This window comes from Mycobacterium barrassiae, assembly GCF_025822765.1.
GTDB lineage: Bacteria > Actinomycetota > Actinomycetes > Mycobacteriales > Mycobacteriaceae > Mycobacterium > Mycobacterium barrassiae.
The window spans coordinates 246,543-264,906 of sequence record NZ_JACKUK010000029.1 but is presented as its reverse complement, the minus strand read 5'-3'; the positions used below and the strand labels follow the sequence as shown (position 1 = coordinate 264,906).

23 protein-coding genes are annotated in these 18,364 nt (G+C 66.9%); 14 read left to right on the top strand and 9 right to left on the bottom strand.

Annotation, left to right across the window (positions count from 1 at the left end):
- Positions 1 to 45: 45 nt before the first annotated feature.
- The gene (locus H7J93_RS20965; protein ID WP_372507986.1) at positions 46 to 624 is read right to left on the bottom strand and encodes an O-methyltransferase; all 579 of its coding nucleotides are present in this window, start codon (positions 622 to 624) and stop codon (positions 46 to 48) included.
- 151 nt (positions 625 to 775) lie between these two features.
- Between H7J93_RS20965 and H7J93_RS20960 the strand changes: the two genes are divergently transcribed.
- From H7J93_RS20960 to H7J93_RS20930, 7 genes are all read left to right on the top strand, one after another.
- Positions 776 to 1,750: a DUF4129 domain-containing protein gene (locus H7J93_RS20960; RefSeq protein WP_267308227.1), complete on the top strand. Its 975-nt coding sequence runs from the start codon at positions 776 to 778 to the stop codon at positions 1,748 to 1,750.
- Positions 1,747 to 2,229 (top strand): hypothetical protein, encoded by a 483-nt coding sequence (locus H7J93_RS20955; protein WP_267308226.1) that lies wholly within the window; start codon positions 1,747 to 1,749, stop codon positions 2,227 to 2,229. The genes H7J93_RS20960 and H7J93_RS20955 overlap by 4 nt, the downstream gene beginning before the upstream one ends.
- The gene (locus H7J93_RS20950) at positions 2,226 to 3,191 is read left to right on the top strand and encodes an AAA family ATPase (protein WP_267308225.1); all 966 of its coding nucleotides are present in this window, start codon (positions 2,226 to 2,228) and stop codon (positions 3,189 to 3,191) included. Before H7J93_RS20955 ends, H7J93_RS20950 begins: the two co-directional genes overlap by 4 nt.
- Before the next feature lie 6 nt (positions 3,192 to 3,197).
- The gene (locus H7J93_RS20945; protein WP_267308224.1) at positions 3,198 to 4,463 is read left to right on the top strand and encodes a DUF58 domain-containing protein; all 1,266 of its coding nucleotides are present in this window, start codon (positions 3,198 to 3,200) and stop codon (positions 4,461 to 4,463) included.
- Positions 4,460 to 4,882 (top strand): hypothetical protein, encoded by a 423-nt coding sequence (locus H7J93_RS20940; protein WP_267308223.1) that lies wholly within the window; start codon positions 4,460 to 4,462, stop codon positions 4,880 to 4,882. The genes H7J93_RS20945 and H7J93_RS20940 overlap by 4 nt, the downstream gene beginning before the upstream one ends.
- A 106-nt stretch (positions 4,883 to 4,988) precedes the next feature.
- Entirely contained in the window at positions 4,989 to 6,332 is a 1,344-nt protein-coding gene (locus H7J93_RS20935) for an MFS transporter (protein ID WP_267308222.1), read from the top strand.
- Positions 6,333 to 6,336: 4 nt separating this feature from the next.
- Complete coding sequence (locus H7J93_RS20930) at positions 6,337 to 6,981, top strand: TetR/AcrR family transcriptional regulator (protein ID WP_267308221.1); 645 nt, start codon at positions 6,337 to 6,339, stop codon at positions 6,979 to 6,981.
- Positions 6,982 to 7,017: 36 nt separating this feature from the next.
- Here H7J93_RS20930 and H7J93_RS20925 read toward each other — a convergent pair whose 3' ends face one another.
- Positions 7,018 to 7,296 carry a hypothetical protein gene (locus tag H7J93_RS20925; protein ID WP_267308220.1) on the bottom strand — a complete coding sequence of 93 codons (279 nt, stop codon included), beginning with the start codon at positions 7,294 to 7,296 and terminating at the stop codon, positions 7,018 to 7,020.
- A 173-nt stretch (positions 7,297 to 7,469) separates the two neighbouring features.
- On the opposite strand from H7J93_RS20925, the gene H7J93_RS20920 reads away from it, so the two are divergent.
- Positions 7,470 to 7,754, top strand: coding sequence for a hypothetical protein (locus tag H7J93_RS20920; RefSeq protein WP_267308219.1), 285 nt, complete (start codon positions 7,470 to 7,472; stop codon positions 7,752 to 7,754).
- On the opposite strand, the gene H7J93_RS20915 is transcribed toward H7J93_RS20920, so the two are convergent.
- Positions 7,751 to 8,092 carry an aminopeptidase gene (locus H7J93_RS20915; RefSeq protein ID WP_267308218.1) on the bottom strand — a complete coding sequence of 114 codons (342 nt, stop codon included), beginning with the start codon at positions 8,090 to 8,092 and terminating at the stop codon, positions 7,751 to 7,753. The genes H7J93_RS20920 and H7J93_RS20915 overlap by 4 nt on opposite strands.
- A gap of 118 nt (positions 8,093 to 8,210) precedes the next feature.
- On the opposite strand from H7J93_RS20915, the gene H7J93_RS20910 reads away from it, so the two are divergent.
- Positions 8,211 to 9,140, top strand: a complete 930-nt coding sequence (locus H7J93_RS20910; RefSeq protein WP_267308217.1) for a DMT family transporter — start codon at positions 8,211 to 8,213, stop codon at positions 9,138 to 9,140.
- A 10-nt stretch (positions 9,141 to 9,150) separates the two neighbouring features.
- Here H7J93_RS20910 and H7J93_RS20905 read toward each other — a convergent pair whose 3' ends face one another.
- Genes H7J93_RS20905 through H7J93_RS20885 form a run of 5 tightly spaced genes read right to left on the bottom strand, consistent with a single transcriptional unit; the run spans position 9,151 to position 13,669 of the window.
- On the bottom strand, positions 9,151 to 11,352 hold the full coding sequence (locus H7J93_RS20905) for a SpoIIE family protein phosphatase (protein WP_372507977.1): 2,202 nt from the start codon (positions 11,350 to 11,352) through the stop codon (positions 9,151 to 9,153).
- Complete coding sequence (locus H7J93_RS20900) at positions 11,349 to 11,972, bottom strand: SpoIIE family protein phosphatase (RefSeq protein WP_267308216.1); 624 nt, start codon at positions 11,970 to 11,972, stop codon at positions 11,349 to 11,351. The genes H7J93_RS20905 and H7J93_RS20900 overlap by 4 nt, the downstream gene beginning before the upstream one ends.
- On the bottom strand, positions 11,965 to 12,375 hold the full coding sequence (locus tag H7J93_RS20895) for an anti-sigma regulatory factor (RefSeq protein ID WP_267308215.1): 411 nt from the start codon (positions 12,373 to 12,375) through the stop codon (positions 11,965 to 11,967). Before H7J93_RS20895 ends, H7J93_RS20900 begins: the two co-directional genes overlap by 8 nt.
- On the bottom strand, positions 12,365 to 12,754 hold the full coding sequence (locus H7J93_RS20890) for an STAS domain-containing protein (protein ID WP_267308214.1): 390 nt from the start codon (positions 12,752 to 12,754) through the stop codon (positions 12,365 to 12,367). The genes H7J93_RS20895 and H7J93_RS20890 overlap by 11 nt, the downstream gene beginning before the upstream one ends.
- A 15-nt stretch (positions 12,755 to 12,769) precedes the next feature.
- Positions 12,770 to 13,669 carry an STAS domain-containing protein gene (locus H7J93_RS20885; RefSeq protein ID WP_267308213.1) on the bottom strand — a complete coding sequence of 300 codons (900 nt, stop codon included), beginning with the start codon at positions 13,667 to 13,669 and terminating at the stop codon, positions 12,770 to 12,772.
- A gap of 144 nt (positions 13,670 to 13,813) precedes the next feature.
- Between H7J93_RS20885 and H7J93_RS20880 the strand changes: the two genes are divergently transcribed.
- The 5 genes from H7J93_RS20880 (at position 13,814) to H7J93_RS20860 (ending at position 18,103) form a co-directional block, all read left to right on the top strand.
- Positions 13,814 to 14,182, top strand: a complete 369-nt coding sequence (locus H7J93_RS20880) for an STAS domain-containing protein (protein WP_267308212.1) — start codon at positions 13,814 to 13,816, stop codon at positions 14,180 to 14,182.
- Positions 14,183 to 14,278: 96 nt separating this feature from the next.
- Positions 14,279 to 14,545 carry a hypothetical protein gene (locus H7J93_RS20875; protein WP_267308211.1) on the top strand — a complete coding sequence of 89 codons (267 nt, stop codon included), beginning with the start codon at positions 14,279 to 14,281 and terminating at the stop codon, positions 14,543 to 14,545.
- A gap of 35 nt (positions 14,546 to 14,580) precedes the next feature.
- On the top strand, positions 14,581 to 16,179 hold the full coding sequence (locus H7J93_RS20870) for a S53 family peptidase (RefSeq protein ID WP_372507976.1): 1,599 nt from the start codon (positions 14,581 to 14,583) through the stop codon (positions 16,177 to 16,179).
- Positions 16,176 to 17,378, top strand: a complete 1,203-nt coding sequence (locus tag H7J93_RS20865; RefSeq protein WP_267308210.1) for a zinc ribbon domain-containing protein — start codon at positions 16,176 to 16,178, stop codon at positions 17,376 to 17,378. Before H7J93_RS20870 ends, H7J93_RS20865 begins: the two co-directional genes overlap by 4 nt.
- Positions 17,375 to 18,103 carry a hypothetical protein gene (locus tag H7J93_RS20860; RefSeq protein ID WP_267308209.1) on the top strand — a complete coding sequence of 243 codons (729 nt, stop codon included), beginning with the start codon at positions 17,375 to 17,377 and terminating at the stop codon, positions 18,101 to 18,103. The genes H7J93_RS20865 and H7J93_RS20860 overlap by 4 nt, the downstream gene beginning before the upstream one ends.
- On the opposite strand, the gene H7J93_RS20855 is transcribed toward H7J93_RS20860, so the two are convergent.
- Complete coding sequence (locus H7J93_RS20855) at positions 18,100 to 18,318, bottom strand: hypothetical protein (protein ID WP_267308208.1); 219 nt, start codon at positions 18,316 to 18,318, stop codon at positions 18,100 to 18,102. The two genes, H7J93_RS20860 and H7J93_RS20855, sit on opposite strands and share 4 nt — an antisense overlap.
- Between the last annotated feature and the right edge of the window lie 46 nt (positions 18,319 to 18,364).

Sequence of the window (18,364 nt, the reverse complement as noted above, 5' to 3'; positions counted from 1 at the left end):
CGGCGTGCGCAGTCTCGCTGAGCGAGACGCAACACGCCGAAATCGCTAGAGACGGCAGCTGATTTCCATGCTGTCGGCCTCGCGGGCGGGGAAGCTCACGCTGACGTAGCCGTTCGCGGGGTCGCGCACATAGTCGAGATAGGGCTGCAATTCGGCCATCGAGGTGTTGTCGGCGACGACGAGTGTGCCCGGCGACAGTCGTGGTTCGAGGAGTTCGAGCACCGGAATGTACAGCTCTTTCCAGCCGTCGAGCAGAACGAAATCCACAGGGCCGTCGAGGTTCTGCAGGGTGGCCAGCGCGTCACCCTCCAGCACGTCGATGAGGTCGTCGAGGCCCACCTCGGCGAACGTCTTCTTCGCGGTAGCCACTTTCGTGGCGCTGAGCTCGGTGGTGACGACGCGTCCCGCGCCGTTGTCGCGCACCGCCGAGGCGAGGTGGATCGCCGAGATTCCGAGCGACATGCCGAACTCGACGACCGTCGCCGGCCGGGTCGCGCGCACCAGCGCGTACAGCAGCCGTCCCGCGTCCGGCGTCACCGGCAGGTAGTACTCGCTGAACGCGTCCGCCCGTTCCTGGGGAGTGGCCGAGGCCAGGCGGGAGAAGTCGGTGGCACCCGAGCGCATCGCGGCGAACTGTTCGGACGCCTCGGCGAACATGCGCTCGAGGGCGGTCGCGACTTTCGGATCGTGGAGTGTGGAGGTCACGCCATCGAACCTATCCACCCGATCTGAGGGGTTCCTGAGGGGGCGCGTGCCAGGATGAGGTTGAGGGGACATGCCCGGCATTGACAGGTCGACACAGCGCGTGATCGTCGTGATCGCGCTCATGGCCGTTGCCGCCATCGCCCTGCGCGGATTCATTCCCGGCGCCGAGCCCGTCACTGAGCGGGAACGCCCCGCGAGCAACCCTGCGGCGCTGGTCATCGTCATCGTGATGGTCTGCGCGGCGGTCGCGATCATCGCGTTCTCCATCGTCTTTCGCCTGCGGGACCGCACGGCGACCCCGGCTTCGGCAGCGCCCTTACCGCGGGGTTCCGGTGGCCTCGGTCGGCCGAGCTGGCGCTTCACCTTGGTCGTGCTCGCCCTGGTCATCGGCTGGCTGCTGCTCGTGCTGCTGTTGGCGCGACTGGGCGGGCCCTCCGACCAGCCGGTGTCCGCGACGCCGACCGATGTGGAGACCACGTCCCCGACATCTGACACCGCCGCGCAGACCGATCCCGCGGACCCGGCGGACCCCGACCCCGAGTCAGACTCGAACGTCATCGGCTACCTGGTCCCGCCGATGCTGATCCTGATGATGCTCGTGATCGTGGGAACGGCGATCGCGTCGCGCAGGCAACGCCCCGGCCCCGCCCGGTACACCGAGGACATCGACGACCGCGCCGAGACGACGACCACGGCGGCAGGCGATTCGCTCGTCCGCGCCGCCGAAGTCGGGCTCGCCGAAATCGTCGATCGCACGCGGGAACCGCGGGAAGCGATCATCGCCTGCTATGCGGCGATGGAACGCGAGTTGACCATGGTGCCCGGCGCGGCACCGCTGGACTGCGACACCCCCTCCGAGGTACTTGCCCGCGCCGTGCACAACCGGGCATTGCGGGCGGACAGCGCGACCGAGTTGGTCGACCTGTTCGAGGAGGCGAGATTCTCGCCGCATGTGATGACCGAGGCACATCGCGATGCGGCCATGGCGGTGCTGGAGCGGGTGCTCGCCGAACTGCCGGATGGCAGCCACAGGAGCCTCGCATGAAAAAGCTTGTCGCAGCGGGGTTTCTGTTGGTCGCGGGCACTCAGCTGTTGGCACTGGCGGGCACTGATCGGCGCTTGATCCTCATCATGTCCGGTGTCGCGGTCGTCTGCGCACTGCTGGCCGTGCGCTGGTTTCTGGTGCGCGAATCCGACGTCGGCACCGAAGAGCAGCGCGATGACGCCGCAGAGTCGTTGCGCCGCTGGCTGTCTCGTACCGAGACCCTGATCGGCCAGGCCGACGCCACCCGCAGGGACTGGGACCGGCACCTGCGGCCCACGCTGGCGCGACAGTTCGAGATGGCGACGGGGCAGAAGCGCGCCAAGGACCGTGCCGCCTACGACGCGACGGGACGGATGCTGTTCGGTGAAGACCTCTGGGCGTGGGTCGATCCCGAGAACGTCTCACGCAGCGACGTCACTGAGCCCGGGCCGGGCCGCGCCGCACTCGACGAGATTCTGCAACGGTTGGAGCGGGTATGACCGAGTACGTGCCGGGGGCCACCACCACCGCGAACTGCGAGGCCGTTCTCGACGAGATCGGGCGGGTGGTGGTCGGCAAGCGCAGCGCGCTCACCCTGATTCTCACCACCGTGCTGGCCGGCGGCCACGTCCTCATCGAGGACCTCCCGGGCCTCGGCAAGACGCTCATCGCCAGGTCGTTCGCCGCCGCGTTGGGCCTGGAGTTCAAACGCGTCCAGTTCACGCCCGACCTGCTGCCCGCCGATCTGCTGGGTTCGACGGTGTACGACATGCAGTCCGGTCGCTTCGAGTTCCGAGCCGGACCCATCTTCACGAACCTGCTGCTGGCCGACGAGATCAACCGAACCCCACCCAAGACCCAGGCGGCGCTGCTCGAAGCGATGGCCGAAGGTCAGGTCAGCATCGACGGCATCACGCACGCACTGCCCGCACCGTTCATCGTGCTGGCCACCGACAACCCGATCGAGTACGAGGGCACCTATCCGCTCCCGGAGGCGCAGTTGGATCGCTTCACCATCCGGCTCGAGCTGCGCTACCTGTCGGAGCCGGAGGAGGAGTCGATGCTGCGCCGCCGCATCGACCGCGGCTCCGCCGAGCCGACGGTGCATCAGGTTGTCGACGCGCACGAGTTGCTCGCCATGCGCGAGTCCGTGGAAGAGGTCACCGTCCATGACGATGTGCTCCGCTACGTGGTGTCGCTGGCTGCGGCGACCCGTCAGCATCCGCAGGTCGCGGTCGGCGCGAGCCCACGGGCTGAGCTTGATCTCGTGCAGCTGGCCCGCGCCCGGGCGCTGCTGCTCGGACGCGACTACGTCATCCCCGAAGATGTGAAATCGCTGGCCGTTCCTTCGATGGCGCACCGGATCAGCCTGCGGCCCGAGATGTGGGTGCGCCGGGTACACGGCAGCGATGTGGTGGAGGAGCTGCTGCGGCGGCTGCCCGTTCCACGGACCCAAGCGTGATGCGGTGTGATCGAGACACGTAGCACCGAGGCACAATTGCAGTGGCGCCCTTCATCACTCACGCTCGCTCTGCTCACCTGCGTGGCCGTGCTGCTCGGTACCGCGGTCATCGGTTCACTGTGGCAGCTCGTTGCGTTCGCGGCGCCGCTGCTCGGTGTCGTGTGTTCGATCGGGTGGCAGCGACCGGTTCCCACGGTGGTCGTGCATGCCGACCCCGGGTCGCACCGCTGCTTCGAAGCCGAACCGGCGCGGGTGCACGTGTGGGCCACGACCGAACCCGAGACCGACACCGACGCACTCGAACTCACCGCCTCGACGCTTCCGGAAATGCGAATCGACCAGCTGCACAGCGAATCTCGGGTGAACCACACCGTGGTCGTCGTGGCCGACCGCTGGGGGCGGTACCCGATCCAGGGTCGGGTGACCGTGCGTGCGCGGGGCGGCCTGCTGCAGGGGACGAGCGTCGTCGACGCCGCCGACGTCTACGTGTTTCCCGTCACTCCACCGCAATCGACATCCATTCCACGCACCGACCTGCTCGACCGCCTCGGCACCCACCTCACCCGGCACATCGGGCCCGGTGTCGAATACGCCGACGTCCGCCGATACGTACCCGGCGATCACCTCCGCACGGTCAACTGGCCGGTGAGTGCACGGCGCGGCAGCCTGCACGTCACGCAGCGATTGACCGACCGCGCCGCCGACGTCGTCGTGTTGGTCGACAACTATCCGCAGCCCGCAGGGCCGGCCACCGGGGCCACCGACCGCACCGTGCGCGGAGCGGTGCAGGTCGTACAGAGCGCGCTGCGCAGCGGTGACCGGGCGGGAATCGTCGCGCTCGGCGACCGTCACCCACGCTGGCTCGGCGCCGACATCGGGCGCCGGCAGTTCTACCGGGTCCTCGACGCGGTGCTGGCCGTCGACGGCGGATACGAGACCACGCCGGGCACCTTGGCGCCGCGCGCGGCGGTGCCGCCGGGCGCGATCGTCGTCGCGTTCTCCACGCTGATCGACACCGAGTTCGCACTGGCGCTGATCGACCTGCGCAAGCGCGGCCATACCGTAGTGGCCGTCGACGTCCTCGAAGGCGCCCCGTTCAAGGACGAGATCGACCGCGTGGTGGCCCGGATGTGGTCGCTGCAAAGGTCATTCATGTACCGCGACATGGCCACGATCGGAGTCGACATCGTCGCCTGGCGTTCGGTGGACACGCTCGACACGGCGATGCAACTGGTGCCGTACCACCGGCGCACGGTGGGGAGGCGCCGATGAACCGCGCGTTGTCAACCGCCTTCGGCCTCGTGATGATCGCGGCGGCGGCTGTGCAGGCCGACGATGCCGCCCTGATCATGGGGGGAATCGCCACCGTTGCGGTGTTGGTGGGCAACATTTTTCGTCCCGCGGCGACGATGGCTGTCCTGTTGACCGCAGCCGCACTGGTGCTCAACGAGATGCCGGCCATGCTCGCCGCGCTGTCCGGACTCTGCGCGGCCTGCTATCTGGTGCTTCGGCACACCGCAGCCATCACCGCGCCGACGCTCATTGGTGCCGTGGGGTTTACGGCGGTGGGCCTGGCGGCGGTGTCGCTGCCGCTCGAACTGCCGTGGGTGCCGCTGCTGGCGCCGCTTTCCGTGCTCGCGCTGGTTGCGCTGGTGACGCGGCCGTTCTGGGCCGACCGCGCCTCCCGATAGCACGAACCCCTCGCCGAGCGCGCGACGCGACCGCTATCTTTGCGGGGTACCACCCGCGAGCGCGGTGAGCGAAATGGTAAGCGGGACGCTTAGATTCGGGAGAGTCATGTCGTCAGACCAGGGCGAGCGCAGCGACGGGAACAATGCCGGGAAACAAGACGTGCGCAAGGCCGTCACCGGTGCCTCGATCGGTAACGCCGTCGAATGGTTCGACTTCGCCATCTACGGATTTCTCGCGACCTTCATCGCCGCGAACTTCTTCCCCGCGGGCGACCAGACCGCGGCCCTGCTGAAGACGTTCGCGATCTTCGCCGCCGCGTTCTTCATGCGTCCGCTCGGGGGATTTGTGTTCGGACCGCTTGGCGACCGCATCGGACGGCAGCGCGTCCTCGCGGTGGTGATCCTGCTGATGTCCGGCGCGACGGTGTGCATCGGTCTGCTTCCGACGTATGCCGCCATCGGCGTCGCGGCGCCGCTGTTGCTGTTCTTCCTGCGCTGCCTGCAGGGCTTCTCGGCGGGCGGCGAGTACGGCGGCGGTGCCGTCTACCTCGCGGAGTTCGCGTCCGACCAGCGCCGCGGTCTGACCGTCACATTCATGGCGTGGTCGGGCGTCGTCGGGTTCCTGCTCGGCTCCGTGACCGTGACGCTGCTCCAGGCGCTGTTGCCCACCGAGGCGATGAACAGTTACGGCTGGCGGATCCCGTTCCTGATCGCCGGCCCGCTCGGCCTGATCGGCCTCTACATCCGGCTGCGGCTGGACGACACCCCGCAGTTCGCCGAACTGAGCAAGACCGAACAGGTGGCGAAGTCGCCGCTGCGCGAGGCGCTGACCACCTCGTGGCGGCCCATCCTGCAGGTGATCGGCCTGTTCATCGTGTTCAACGTCGGCTACTACGTGGTGTTCACGTTCCTGCAGACGTACCTCATCGTGACGTTGAAGTTCTCCAAGACCGAGGCGTTCACGTCCATGACGCTGGCGACGTTCGTGGCGCTGGTGTTGATCCTGCCGTTGGCTGCGCTGTCGGACCGCATCGGGCGCAAGCCGATGTTGATCGCCGGCTCGGTGGCCTTCGCGGTACTTGCCTATCCGCTGTTCCTGCTGCTGGACTCCGGGTCGCTCGCCGCGGCGATCACCGCGCACTGCGTGCTGGCGGCCATCGAGTCGATCTACATCTCGAGTGCGGTGTCGGCGGGTGTCGAGCTGTTCGCCACGAACGTGCGCTACAGCGGGTTCTCCATCGGGTACAACGTCTGCGTCGCGGGGTTCGGCGGCACAACGCCGTACGTCGTCACCTGGCTCACCGCGCAGACCGGCAATAACACGGCGCCCGCGATCTATCTGATCGTGGCCGCGGCCATCTCGCTGGCCGCGGTTTTGACGCTGCGCGAGACGGCGGCCATGCCGCTTCCCCAGACCAGCGACCGGCACCAGGCGACAGCGATACAGTGAGTATGTGCCGCCACAATCCAAGGGGGAATCGCGGCCTCGACTGACTTCGCGAGGCGCCGCGACACGCAACCGGATTGTCCTGGCGGCAGCCGAACTGATGCACGTGCAAGGTGTTGCGGCGACGACCATCGACGACGTGCTCGCGGCGAGTTCGACCAGTAAATCCCAGTTCTACCAACACTTTGAGGACAAGGCCGAGCTGGTCTACGAGGTCATCACGCAGCGGGCCGACGAGGTGTTGTCATGGCAGCGACTGCGTCTGGAAAAGGTGGATTCATTCCGCGGGCTGCACCAGTGGAGAGACGCCATCGTCCAGCGGTGCGCGCTGCGGCGCGGGCTGTGGGGCTGCGAACTCGGTTCTCTCGCTGCGGAATTGTCGGATTCCGATGACAAGGCCAGGGCCTCGCTGTCAGAGCACTTCACCGAGTGGCGGACGTTGCTCGAGGCGGCACTGAACCGGATGCGCGACAGCGGCGCACTGCGCGCGGATGCCGATACCCGCGCTCTCGCAACGGGATTGCTCGCCGCCGTGGAGGGCGGCTACCTACTGTCGCAGACTGGACGCGACCCGCGGCTCATGCAGGCCGCGCTGGACATGGCGATCGGCCATGTGGCGTCGTTCGCCGCCGCCGCCGAAACAGTGCACTGACGGCGGCCGACGAACGTCGCGAAGCAAGCGCGACTACTAGCCGGTGTTCTCGCGGTTGCCGGGGATGGCGGTGGGGGCACCTGGCGCTCGCACCGTCGGAGAGAACGGGTTAGGCCCGGTGGGATCGATGCGCGGCGCCTTGTCCGTCGGTTCGACCGGCGGTGCTTCAGACGTCGTCGTGGTGGTCGTGGTGGTCGTGGTGGTCTCGGGCGCCTTTTCCTCTTCCTTGGCGCACGACGCCGTGAGCACAACCATCGCCGTGATGGCGGCGCCACCGGCCACGGCCGCGAGACGCCGACCCAGAACTGAGCTCATGTGAAGTCCTATCTGTGTGGAAACTGAACTATATCGTCCAAAACAACACACAGTCAACAACTGATCGCAGGTCAGCGGCTATATAGGCTGTCTAAATGAGACTATCTAGTCCAGTACATTGGTCGAGACAAAGAGATACGGACTGCGCCCCCTGCCCCGGTTACTGTGAAGACATGAAGCTTCGGGTGTTGCCCTACGTCACCGTCGAGGTCGACGACCGGCTGCGACGTCGGCTGCGGGCCAAGGGGGAGCGGTTGCGCACCAATCTGCGGGCTTATCTGATGAGCGCGGCCGATGACGTCGACACGGCCAGCGACAAGGTCCGTGGGCTGTGCGACCGGGCGGTGCTCCGGGTCGACTCAGTGGTGGCAGGAGTCAACGACAGGATCGCACCGACGGGACCGCAGGCGCCCGATCAGCCGCGCCTGCACCTGGTGTCCGGTCGCGAAGCCGGCTAGACCGTCCTGGACGCAGTCCGCCCGCCGATCAGGAACGCGCCGCCGACCACCAGGAGCCCCACGATCGCCACCGGGATGGACCACGTGCGCCGCTCCGACACCGCCGAATCGCACTGGGCGACGTAATCCGTGTGGGGGATCACCTCGTTGAGGATCGGCAGGTTGACCGGGTTGTTGTTGTCCGCCGCGCGGGCTGCGGAATCATCGGCGGCGATCGCGTTTCCACAACCGATGTTCTGGCCCTCTGGGCCGGCCACCGACACGGGCATGAGCAGACCGATGACGCCGACAACCAACACGATCGCCCCCGCCGCCAAAACCAACCATCGCAAATTCATGTCCGGTTTAATGCCCACTCAGCCACGGACCAAACCTCGATTCGGCAAAGCAGTGGGGCGCACCATATGTTGGTGTAGTCGGGCGGGCCGGCTGTGGTCTGAGAGGAGTTGATCCCCTTTGGTAGGCCATGGTCTGACGGTGCTGTTCGCCCTCCTGGCCGCACTCTTCCTCGCCATCGGCATCGTGGTCCGACAACGCGCGACCATGGATGTCCCCGAGGAAAAAGGCGTGAGCGCCGTGATGGTGCTCACGCTGCTACGCCGACCCCTGTGGTGGGCCGGAACCGCTGCCGCGGTCGCCGGGTTCGCATTCCAGGCCCTCGCGCTTGCCTACGGTTCGTTGCTGCTCGTCCAACCCATCCTGGTGTCGGCTCTGCTTTTCGCGTTGCCGATGAGTGCCCGGCTGGCCCATCGCCGGGTGACTCGCGGCGAATGGATGTGGGCCATCGTGCTGACCGCCTCGCTGGCGGTGTTCGTGCTGTTGGCCAAGGCCAGCGCCGGCGACTACGAGGCGTCGGTGCCGTTGACGGCCGTCGTCGCCCTGGTGTGCTTCGTTGCGGTGTCGGTGTGCGTCATCGTCGCGATCCGCAATCCCGGCTGGCGGCGGGCGGTGCTGCTCGCGGTGGCCGTCGGTGTGTTGTTCGGCGTCGTCGCGATGCTGACCAAACTCGTGATGCATCTGCTGACCCATGACGGCGTGCGTGCCGTCGTCGCCACGCCCGCGCCGTACCTGCTCGTCGTGATCGGAGTGGTGGCGGTGTTGCTGCAGCAGTCGGCGTTCCACGCCGGTTCACTGCAGACGTCGGTGCCGACGATGCTGGTCCTCGAACCGTTGATCGCCGTCGTGCTCGGCGCGGTCGTGCTCGGGGAGCACATGACGGTCAACGGGGTCAAAGCCGTGGCGATCACCGTCGCGCTGGTCGCGATGGCGGCCGCGACGGTCGCGCTCGGACGCGAGGAGGGCGCGCTGGAAGCCGAGCTGGAGGCGGCCGTGGCGAGGCGGGAACGGCAGGCTGCAGACGAGGAAGCCAGGGACCGCCAAACCTAGGACCTGACCGTTAAGGCAGCCGGAACTTCATCTCGACGGTCGTGCCGTCCTCGCTGCCCCTGACGTCGACCTGATCGGTGACCTTGCGCATCAGCATCAGGCCGCGGCCCCTGGTCCCGGGGTCGACCGGCGGCGTCTTCCACGAGCCGGAATCGACGACGCAGATCTGCACATGGCCGGCGCGCACCTCGGCCTCGACCCGCATGCGCCCCGGCTCGCGTCCCCGGTAGGCGTGTTCGACGCAGTTCGAGCACGCCTCGTTGACGACGAGGATGATGTCGTCCGCGAGCGGCTCGTCGACACCGTTGGCGTGTAACCAGTCGGCCAACCGATGTCGCACGTCGCTCAACTGTCGCGGCGACGCGTCATCGTCGATGAGTAACGCGGCCGGCGGGCATCGATACACCACGATCGCGACATCGTCGTCGTAGCCCCCCGCGGGGGCAAGCCTGCTCAGGATCTCGTCGGCCACGGACTCGACGGGCAGCTCGACGGTGTTGGCGACGACCTCGGCGACCCGGGCGATCTGCTCGTCGAGGGAGTGGTCGCGCCGTTCGATCAGGCCGTCGGTGTACATCAGCAGCGTGGCGCCTGCAGGCAACTGGCGCACTGCCTGCGGCCGCGGCTCGTCGCGATGCACCGCCAACGGCACCGAGTGGCCGGCGGTCAGTAGCTCAGGAGGCGCCGAGTCGGTGGCCAACACCGGCGGCACATGCCCGGCGTTGCTGTAGCTCAAGGTATGGGCGTCCAGGTCGGCGATCGCGACAAACACCGTGGCGCAGAACGCATCCGGGATGTACTCCGCCACCGAGTCGAGGTGCTCCAGCAAGCGGGCAGGCTCGGCACCGGTGAGCAGCAGGGCACGCGTCGACGCGCGCAACTGGCCCATCACGGCAGCGGCGGACAGACCGCGGCCCACACAGTCGCCGACGATGATGCCGACGCGGTTCTCGCCGACGGGCAGGACATCGTAGAAGTCGCCGCCGATCTCCAGCGGAGCTACGGCGGGCTCGTACCGCACCGCGCAACCGGCCGGCAATGTGCTCGCGGGCAGCAGTGAACGCTGCAACGTCAGCGATGTCTCGCGTGCGACCTCGAGTTGACGGACATGCTGCATCGCCAGACTCATATGCCCGAACAGCGCCATGACCAGTTGCCGGTCCTCTGTGCTGACCGCACGGGGAACGCGGTGCTCGAGACATACGACGACATCGCGCGCGCCGGACAGCACGGCCACGAATCCGCGCGTCGTACCCTCACTCGGCACCGCGCCGACCGGAGTGACGGTCAGCGGTAACCACGTGCGGGCATCCTCGAATGTGCGCCGCCAATCCTCGTCGAGGTCATGCCAATTCGACACCGTTGGATCGCCGGCAGTGTGGACCGCGGGGTCGCCCTCACCCGGTGGCCAAACAACCGCCATCATCCGCTGGGTGTCGAGCCGCTGGCGCGACTGCGCCAGCGCGGTGGACAACACCTCATCGACGCTGCGCGCGGCGCTGACAGCGGTGGCCAGCCGGGCCACCGTGCGTTCGCGCTCCACCACCGCGCGGGAGGCCGTCACATCGCGGATGGTGCCCACGTACACGTTGCGGTCGACGCCCTGCGCCGTGACCGCGTTGATGCTGATCGCCACCCATCGAACGGCGCCGTCGCGACGCCGGATCGCTGTTTCGGTGGTGATCTTGCCGACCTCCCTGAGTGTGGCAAGCCGCTCGGCGGACTCGGTCTCCTCGGTCACCCACGGATACGGCGGCCGGTACGGTAACCCATCGGCTCCGTAACCCGTGATGTCGACGAAAGCGTCGTTGATCTCGACGATCGCGCCGGTGTGATCGGCGACGAAGAAACCCTCCTGCAGCGAGTTCACCAGGGCATCGCGAAACACGTCACGGTCGGCGAGATCTTCGGCACGCGCCCGCTGCTGTTCGTAACGCATTGTGCCGTCGAGGAATCCACGGGTAGCCACATCGAGTGCCGCCAGCACTTGCAGCAGGAACTGCAACGGGGCGGCCGGATCATGGGGCGTGCCCCGCTTCTCGATCTCCTCGACAAGCCGGGAGTGATTCTCGATGATGTCGAGCACACTCATCCGCTGGCTCAGCGCGCGGCGGCCCAGTTCGTGACCGACCGCAAGGCTGGCCTCGTCTTTGGATTCCAGATACGTGGTCAGCGCTTCGGCGTATCGGGCGTAGAAATCGTCGTCGATCACAATGCGCCTCGATGACGTGCCGCGAGTACCAGTGCGTCGTCAGTCTCTCGACCGTATCGATCCACGAGCTGTTCGGCGATGGTTGTCGCGTTCGCCGCGAAATCGATGCTGTCGAGGTGACTTTGGGCGATACCGTCGCTCGAGATGACCAGCAGGTCACCCGGGGTGATCGGCACGTGATGGGCGGACAGGGTCTGCGGCATCCGGTAGCCGATGATGCCGCCCGCCAGCAGCGCCGAGGAGCGCACCTCGACGCCGGTCGGATGCTTGGCGACGAGATCGGCCGCTACATTGCCGATGCCGATCCAGCTGATGGTGCCGGTGTCGAAGTCCACTCGGGCCAACGTCATTGCCACCCCGCGGGTTTCGGTCAGCGCAAGGTGGCAGCGCTTCATCGCCACGTCCAGTGGCTCAGATCGATGCTCGCCGATGACCTCTGCTGCCCGCTGCGCGGCCGCGGCCGCCCCCTCGCCATGGCCGAGGCCGTCGATCACGCCGAACAGTGCGGCGCCATCGCCCACCTCGAGCGCGATCGGATGGTCGCCGCAGACGTCTTCGCCGGGGTGGGGGCGGCGCACCGCGGCCCACTCGATGGGTCCGAACCTGCCGTGCCTAAACATTGTCGGGGATCCATTTCCACATCTCGACGACGGTGCCGCTGCCCAACTCCGAATCCACGTGCAGGCGGTCCATCAGCCTGCGCGCACCGGGCAGGCCGAGCCCCAGCCCGCGTCCGGTCGAGTAGCCGTCGTCGAGCGCGCGTTCCACGTCGGCGATGCCGGGGCCATCGTCTTCGGCTCGCACCACCAGTGCCCTGCGGCCGTCACGAAGCTGCACTCCGACACGAACCTCGCCCCGGCCGGCGTAACTGGTTATGTTGCGGGCGATTTCAGAGATCGCCGTGGCGATCATCGTGACATCGGTCAGGGAGAAGCCGAGCTGCCGGGCCAGCTCGTGCCCGGCTTGGCGGGCGGTGACGATGTCGTCGGGATTGCTGATGTCGACCACGAAGTCATTCGACACCGTCGCGTCCGATCGCCGGCTTCCTGTCCTGAAGCTTCCGATTCAGCAGCGCGAGACCCTCTTCCAGGTCCAGCGCGGTGTGCATGTCGTCGAAGGCCAGACCCAGCTGGACCATCGCGAAGGCGACTTCGGGCTGCAGACCCACGATCACCGTGTCAGCGCCGCGCAGCCTCGTCATGTGCGCGATGGTGCGAAGCGACCGCGCCGCAAAGGAATCCATCACGTCGATCGCGGTGACGTCGACGATGATGCCGTGCGCGCGGTAGCGACTCACGCGTTCCATCAGGTCGTGACGGAGCTGTTCGGTATCGGAATCGGACAGCGCGGCCTGCACCGAGGCGATGAGGATCGTGCCCTGCTTGAGTATTGGTACTGCCATGAGTCCCTGAGCGCGTTATCCGGGTTGGTCGCCGGTGCGGGTGACCTCATAGCCGAGCAGTCGTTCGGCCTCCTCGATGCCGCCCTGGAGGTCGCCGACGGCGTTCATCTTCGACAGGTCGAGCCCGATGGTCACCAGTGTCAGGGCGATCTCGGAGGACAGCCCGGTGATGATGACGCTCGCGCCCATCAGCCCTGAGGCATCGACGGTCTGCACCAGGTGGTTGGCCACGGTGGAATCGATGGTGGGCACACCGGTGATGTCGATGACGACGACCTTCGCGCGGTTGGCCCGGATGGCCCGCAGCAGCTGTTCGGTGACCTGGCGCGCCCGTTGACTGTCGAGAATGCCGATGATCGGAAGAATGAGCAGCTGCTCACGCACCTGGAGCACGGGCGTCGACAGCTCGCGGATGGCCTCCTGCTGCTGGCGGATGATGCGTTCGCGTTCCTGCACGAAGCCTACGGCCACGGTGTTGGCGATCCGGTTGGCCGCCGGTTCATAGGCGTCGAGCACCCTGTTCAGCAGTTCGAAGTCGGTCTGGTACTTCTCGAACAGCGAGCGGGCGAGCACGTCGCGCAGCAGCAGCACGATGCCGACCACCTCGTTGGTCTCGACACCGCGCGGGATGATGCGCTCGGACAGATCGCGCGCGTAATCCTGCAGGGCCTCCACGCTGCCCGTCTCGAGCACCTCGACATAGCTGTCGTACACGGTGGTGGCCTCGGAGAAGATCTCCTCCGGCGACATCGCGGTCAGGAGTTCCGCCTCGGTGATGCGGCGGGCCCATTCCTCACGCAGTGCGGTGCGGTTCTGCCGCAGATGCTCGACCAGTTGCGGTAACAGTCCCTCGGAAGAGATGGCCGCAGTCGGCGCGATTGCGCTGGCGCTGGCCAAGTCTGTCGGTTCGGACACGGCACCTCCCGGATCAAACTTTCCTTTCGACCCTAGCCTGCATCTACAGGGGGCGGTATCGAAGCGAGGATCTACCGTTCGGCGCCAACGGGTTAAGCTCGGCGCACCGCCGTTTCCTGTCGCGGCGCTGAGTGAAGGACGGTTGTGCCCCCGAAGGATCCGATCACCACCTCGGTCAGTCATGCCGACGGCGTGGCTGTGCTGGCCGTCAGCGGCGAAATAGATCTGGCAACGATTCCGGCCTTCGAGGCGGCCATCGCCGACGCGTTGAAGCAGCGGCCCACGGCGTTGATCGTCGATGTCTCGGCGGTGGACTTCCTCGCCTCGGCGGGCCTGCAGGCGTTGGTGGCCACCCACGAGAGCGTCAGAGGGGAGGCGGGCTTCGCGGTCGTCGCGGACGGACCGGCGACCAGCCGACCGATCGAGTTGACCGGGCTGGACCAGATCCTGTCGCTGCATGCGTCCGTCGATGACGCCAAGGCCGCCGTGACGGGGTCGGGACCGCAGAACTGAATTCGGGCGGCGGTATTTTCCCCGTTCAGATACAGTGCGAGGGCCAGACTGATCTTGGTCGCAGCTGGCATCGGTCGGGACAGTTAGGACTGGAACATGAGGTCAGTTTTGGGTCGTCGCGTGGCGGCTATCGCCGGCGGCACCGCAATCACCGCGATGGTCGTACTCACCGCGTCGTGCGCCAAGGAAGAGGAGAAGGCGCCCGAGACCACGACGACCACGACAACGACCACCACGACGTCGGAAGCGCCGCCGGTTGAACCGACGGAGAAGGCGCCGCGCATCGATCCCACGGGCCCCAACCCGTTCTCGCCGACGGTCTTCGCGCCACCCGCGCCGACCGCGGTCCCGGGCGACAACTAACGCACCCGGGCCCGCCCGCACGTACGCTGGCTGGCGTGGGTGCGCGGCTATTCGGCGTGCTGGCGCTGGTCGCCGCGAGCGTCATGGTGCTCGTGTCGGACCTACGCGCGTCCTCGCTGCCCACCCGCGCCAACGCCGGCGACGTGATCGCCGGTCCGTATTCGTATCTGCTTGCCAGCTCGACTGATCTGGGACCGTCGCACAACGACAACGCTCAACTGACCGTTGCCCTGCATGAGGCGTCACGCCCGGCGGGCGTCTTCGACTGGGCGCACAGCAACGGCTTGTCGGTGCGGTGGAAACCGGGTCAGCCGTGGGCCGTGCTGGAGGGCGCCGCACAGCAGGTGGCCGACGCGTTCGACGTCGAGGTGCACGATTACCGCGGAAGGCGCGGACAGCTGTTCTACGCGTCGCCCCAACAGCCCACGATTCCCGAACCGCTGACTCCCGAAGTCGCCGAGGTGGGCCGCATCCTGGGGTACATGCCGCACCACGAGTCGCGGACGCCGATGCTGCCACTGGATGTGCCGGACAAGGGCCTGATGCCCAGCGCGTTGATGAAGACGTACAACGCGTCGGACCTGGCCGCTGAAGGCTACACAGGCAAGGGCAGCACGATCGTGTTCTTCGCGTTCGACGGCTTCGACCAATCCGATCTCGACGACTTCTCGGCGAAATACGGTCTGCCGCAGTTCACCCCGGAAGTGGTCGGTGGTGCGCTGGACGAACCGCGCGGTGAGACGACGATGGATCTCGAGGTGGCCCACGCGGTCGCACCGGATGCGCGCAAGGTCGTCTTCAGTGCCCAGTCGACGATCGTCGGCGACGGGGCGTTCGAGAAGATCGGCGAGATGTTCGCCGAGGCCGACCGGCGGTATCCCGGTGCGGTATGGAGCTTCTCGATCGGCTGGGGTTGCGACAAGCTCATCACCGCGGCCGATCTCGCGCCTGCGCGGTCCGCGCTGGCGGCGGCGCAGGAGCACGGTACGACGGCGTTCAACGCCAGCGGTGACCTCGCCGGGCTGGAGTGCAAGGGAGGCGACGACTGGTCGTCTCCGCCGGGCGAAGCCGACATCGGGTTGGATTCGCTGGCGTCGCTTCCGGAAATGACCGACGTCGGCGGGACCACACTCTCCACGACGAGGGACGGCAGCTGGCTCGCCGAGCAGGCCTGGTTCGACGTTCCGTTGTCGGTGGGCACCGGCGGCGGAGTCTCGAACATCTTCGAGCGCCCGGAATGGCAGCGGGGGGTGCTGCCCGACACCGATCCCGAGCGCAGGCTCACCCCCGACGTGGCAGCCGTCGCCGACCCGTTCACCGGCGTGCGCATAGTGTTCAAGGGGACCGACCTGGTGGGCGGCGGGACGTCGCAGTCGGCGCCGATCTGGGCGGGTCTGGCCGCGGTGATGAACCAGTACCTGCTCGAAAACGGCGGGCGGTTGATCGGCGCTCTCAACCCACAGCTCTACCGGATCGCGGCGGGCGCGCCGCTACCGGCTTTTCGCGACGTCACGCTCGGTGGCAACGTCGTTGCCAACGCCGGGCCGGGCTATGACCTCGTCACGGGGCTCGGCACTCCCGATGTCGACAATCTCGTACGCAATCTGTTGATCCTGCAAGAGACATCCCAATGACGACGCCCGACGACTCCGTGCCGACCACGGAGTGCCGCATTTGCAAGACCGATGTTCCTGCCGGAGAGTACTGCGGACTGTGCGGATGCCATCTGGAAGCGCGGCGGGGAGAAGGCCCAGACTGGTTGCGTATGCGGAACTACGGAGCGGCACCGAACGAACACCTGCTACAGGTGTCGTTGGCCAGCTCGCTGTTTCCGCATCTGGCCCAGCGGTCCCGGACCGCGTTCCGGCTCGGTCTGGTCGTGTTACTGGTGTGCCTGATCGCATTCACCCTTCTGCGCCTGCCTGCCGCGCTGATCACCACCGGCACGCTGGGCCTACCGGTGCTGTTCTTCATCTATCTCCGTGAGTCAGATGGCTTCCGCGACTTTCCCATTGGCACTTTGGTGCTCACTGCGGTATTGGGTATTGCACTCGGGGTGGGATGGGTGCTGCTGACGGGCGCCATGGTCGTCCGGTCCTATGAGGTTGGTCTGGGCGCCGCCATTGTGGGCATGCCGATGTTGCGCGTGGGGATCGGCATCCCGCTCGGTGGGGTGATCCTGATGCAGATGCCGGCGGTTGTCGTCAGGATCTTGCGGCCATCCTCACGAGAAGCATTGGACGGCTTCAGGATCGGCATGTTGGGCGCACTCACCTTCATGGCTGCGGCGGCGATGACGCGGTCCGCTCCGCTGTTCGGCACCGGTGTGATCAGTAAACGTCCGATGGAAAGCCTCATCGTCGAGGCGGGTATCAGGGGAATCGCAATACCGTTGATCACGGCCGCGGCGGGCGGATTGATCGGTGCGGCACTGTGGTTCACGCGCCCGGAGAGCAAGAAGAACCAGCATCCCGGCATGGTGCGGCTGGTCCTCGTCGCGCTTGCGGCAGCGATACTCGCCGTCTACCTGGGCCTTGGTCTGATCGACGTCGCTCGTGTCCCGCAGTTGTTGATGCTCGTCATCTACCTGGCGCTGGCATTGGTTGCGCTGCTGGTGCTCCGGGTCGGTCTGCACCTGGCGCTGCTGCACGAGGCACACGACAAAATCCAGTCCGACGAGCCGCTGCTGTGCACGCACTGTGGGCACGTGGTTCCCGACATGGCTTTCTGCCCCGCATGCGGGGTGGCGACCAGGGCGTCGTCGCGCTCGTCACGCCGATCGCGGCGCGACGCCCGGCCGGTGCGGGGCGGGGCCGGGCCCGACGAAGCATGACTGCGCCGCTGACATTCTTTCCGGGGTATGCGGTTCCGGCCGCGACCTACCAGGCCGTCCCGCCTCGTCGCACGTCGCGGACCCGATTGGTGCTCACCTGGTTCGCCGTCATCGCCGTCGTGGCGGGGGCGCTGGTCGGGTTGTCGGCGATCATCCACAAGCCGCCCGTGCGCTACGTGTGTCCGCCGGAGTGCGGCAGGCCCCCCACGGGGACTCCGGTCGCGATCAATCCGCGTTTCACCGCAGCGGACGGTTCGTTCTCGGTGTCGCATCCAGCGCCGAGTTCGGCCTATCGCATCACCACCGAGTCGAACAAAGTGATTGCCGAGTTCCTCGGCGGTGATGGTGGCAGCATGCAGTTCTTCAGCGTGCCCGCCGGCAACCGCTCAGCAGAGCAGATCGCCAAAGAACTGGTGAAGAACAGGTTTCCAGATACCCGCACCGCCTACGAGATTCCCAACGCGATGGTCGGCTACCAGCCTGGGTACGGCGAGATCGTCGACTGGTGGCCCCAGGGCGCCAACAGCAACTACCAGAGGATGCGGGTACTGATCATGGTGGCGATCAAGAACGACGTCGCGCTCGTCGCATCGGCGGTGGGACCGTACCACGAGTTCGGACCCGATTTCGGATTCGGTAAGCCGTCCGGCGCGAACACCCAAATCGCTTTGGACATGGGCAAATACGTCAACAGCTTCAGCTGGGCGGGTGATCCGCCGCGCTAGTGGTGCGAAACCGAGGAATTGTGCGAAGACGCCTTCGCGTGGTGGGGTGTGACGCCGTCGAACATGAACTGCCAAACGGCCACCAGCGCAACGACTCCGAGCACCAGCGTCGTCGCCAGATGCGTGATCAGCGATCGTGCGGTGGTGGCGTTGAGGACCGGACGAGGGTGCACGGCGCGGCGGGCTACCCGGCGGTCGAAACGTGTGGTCATCATCAGGCCCCTCCTCCTGGCAGGTCTTAGGCGGCAGATCTAGGCAGCA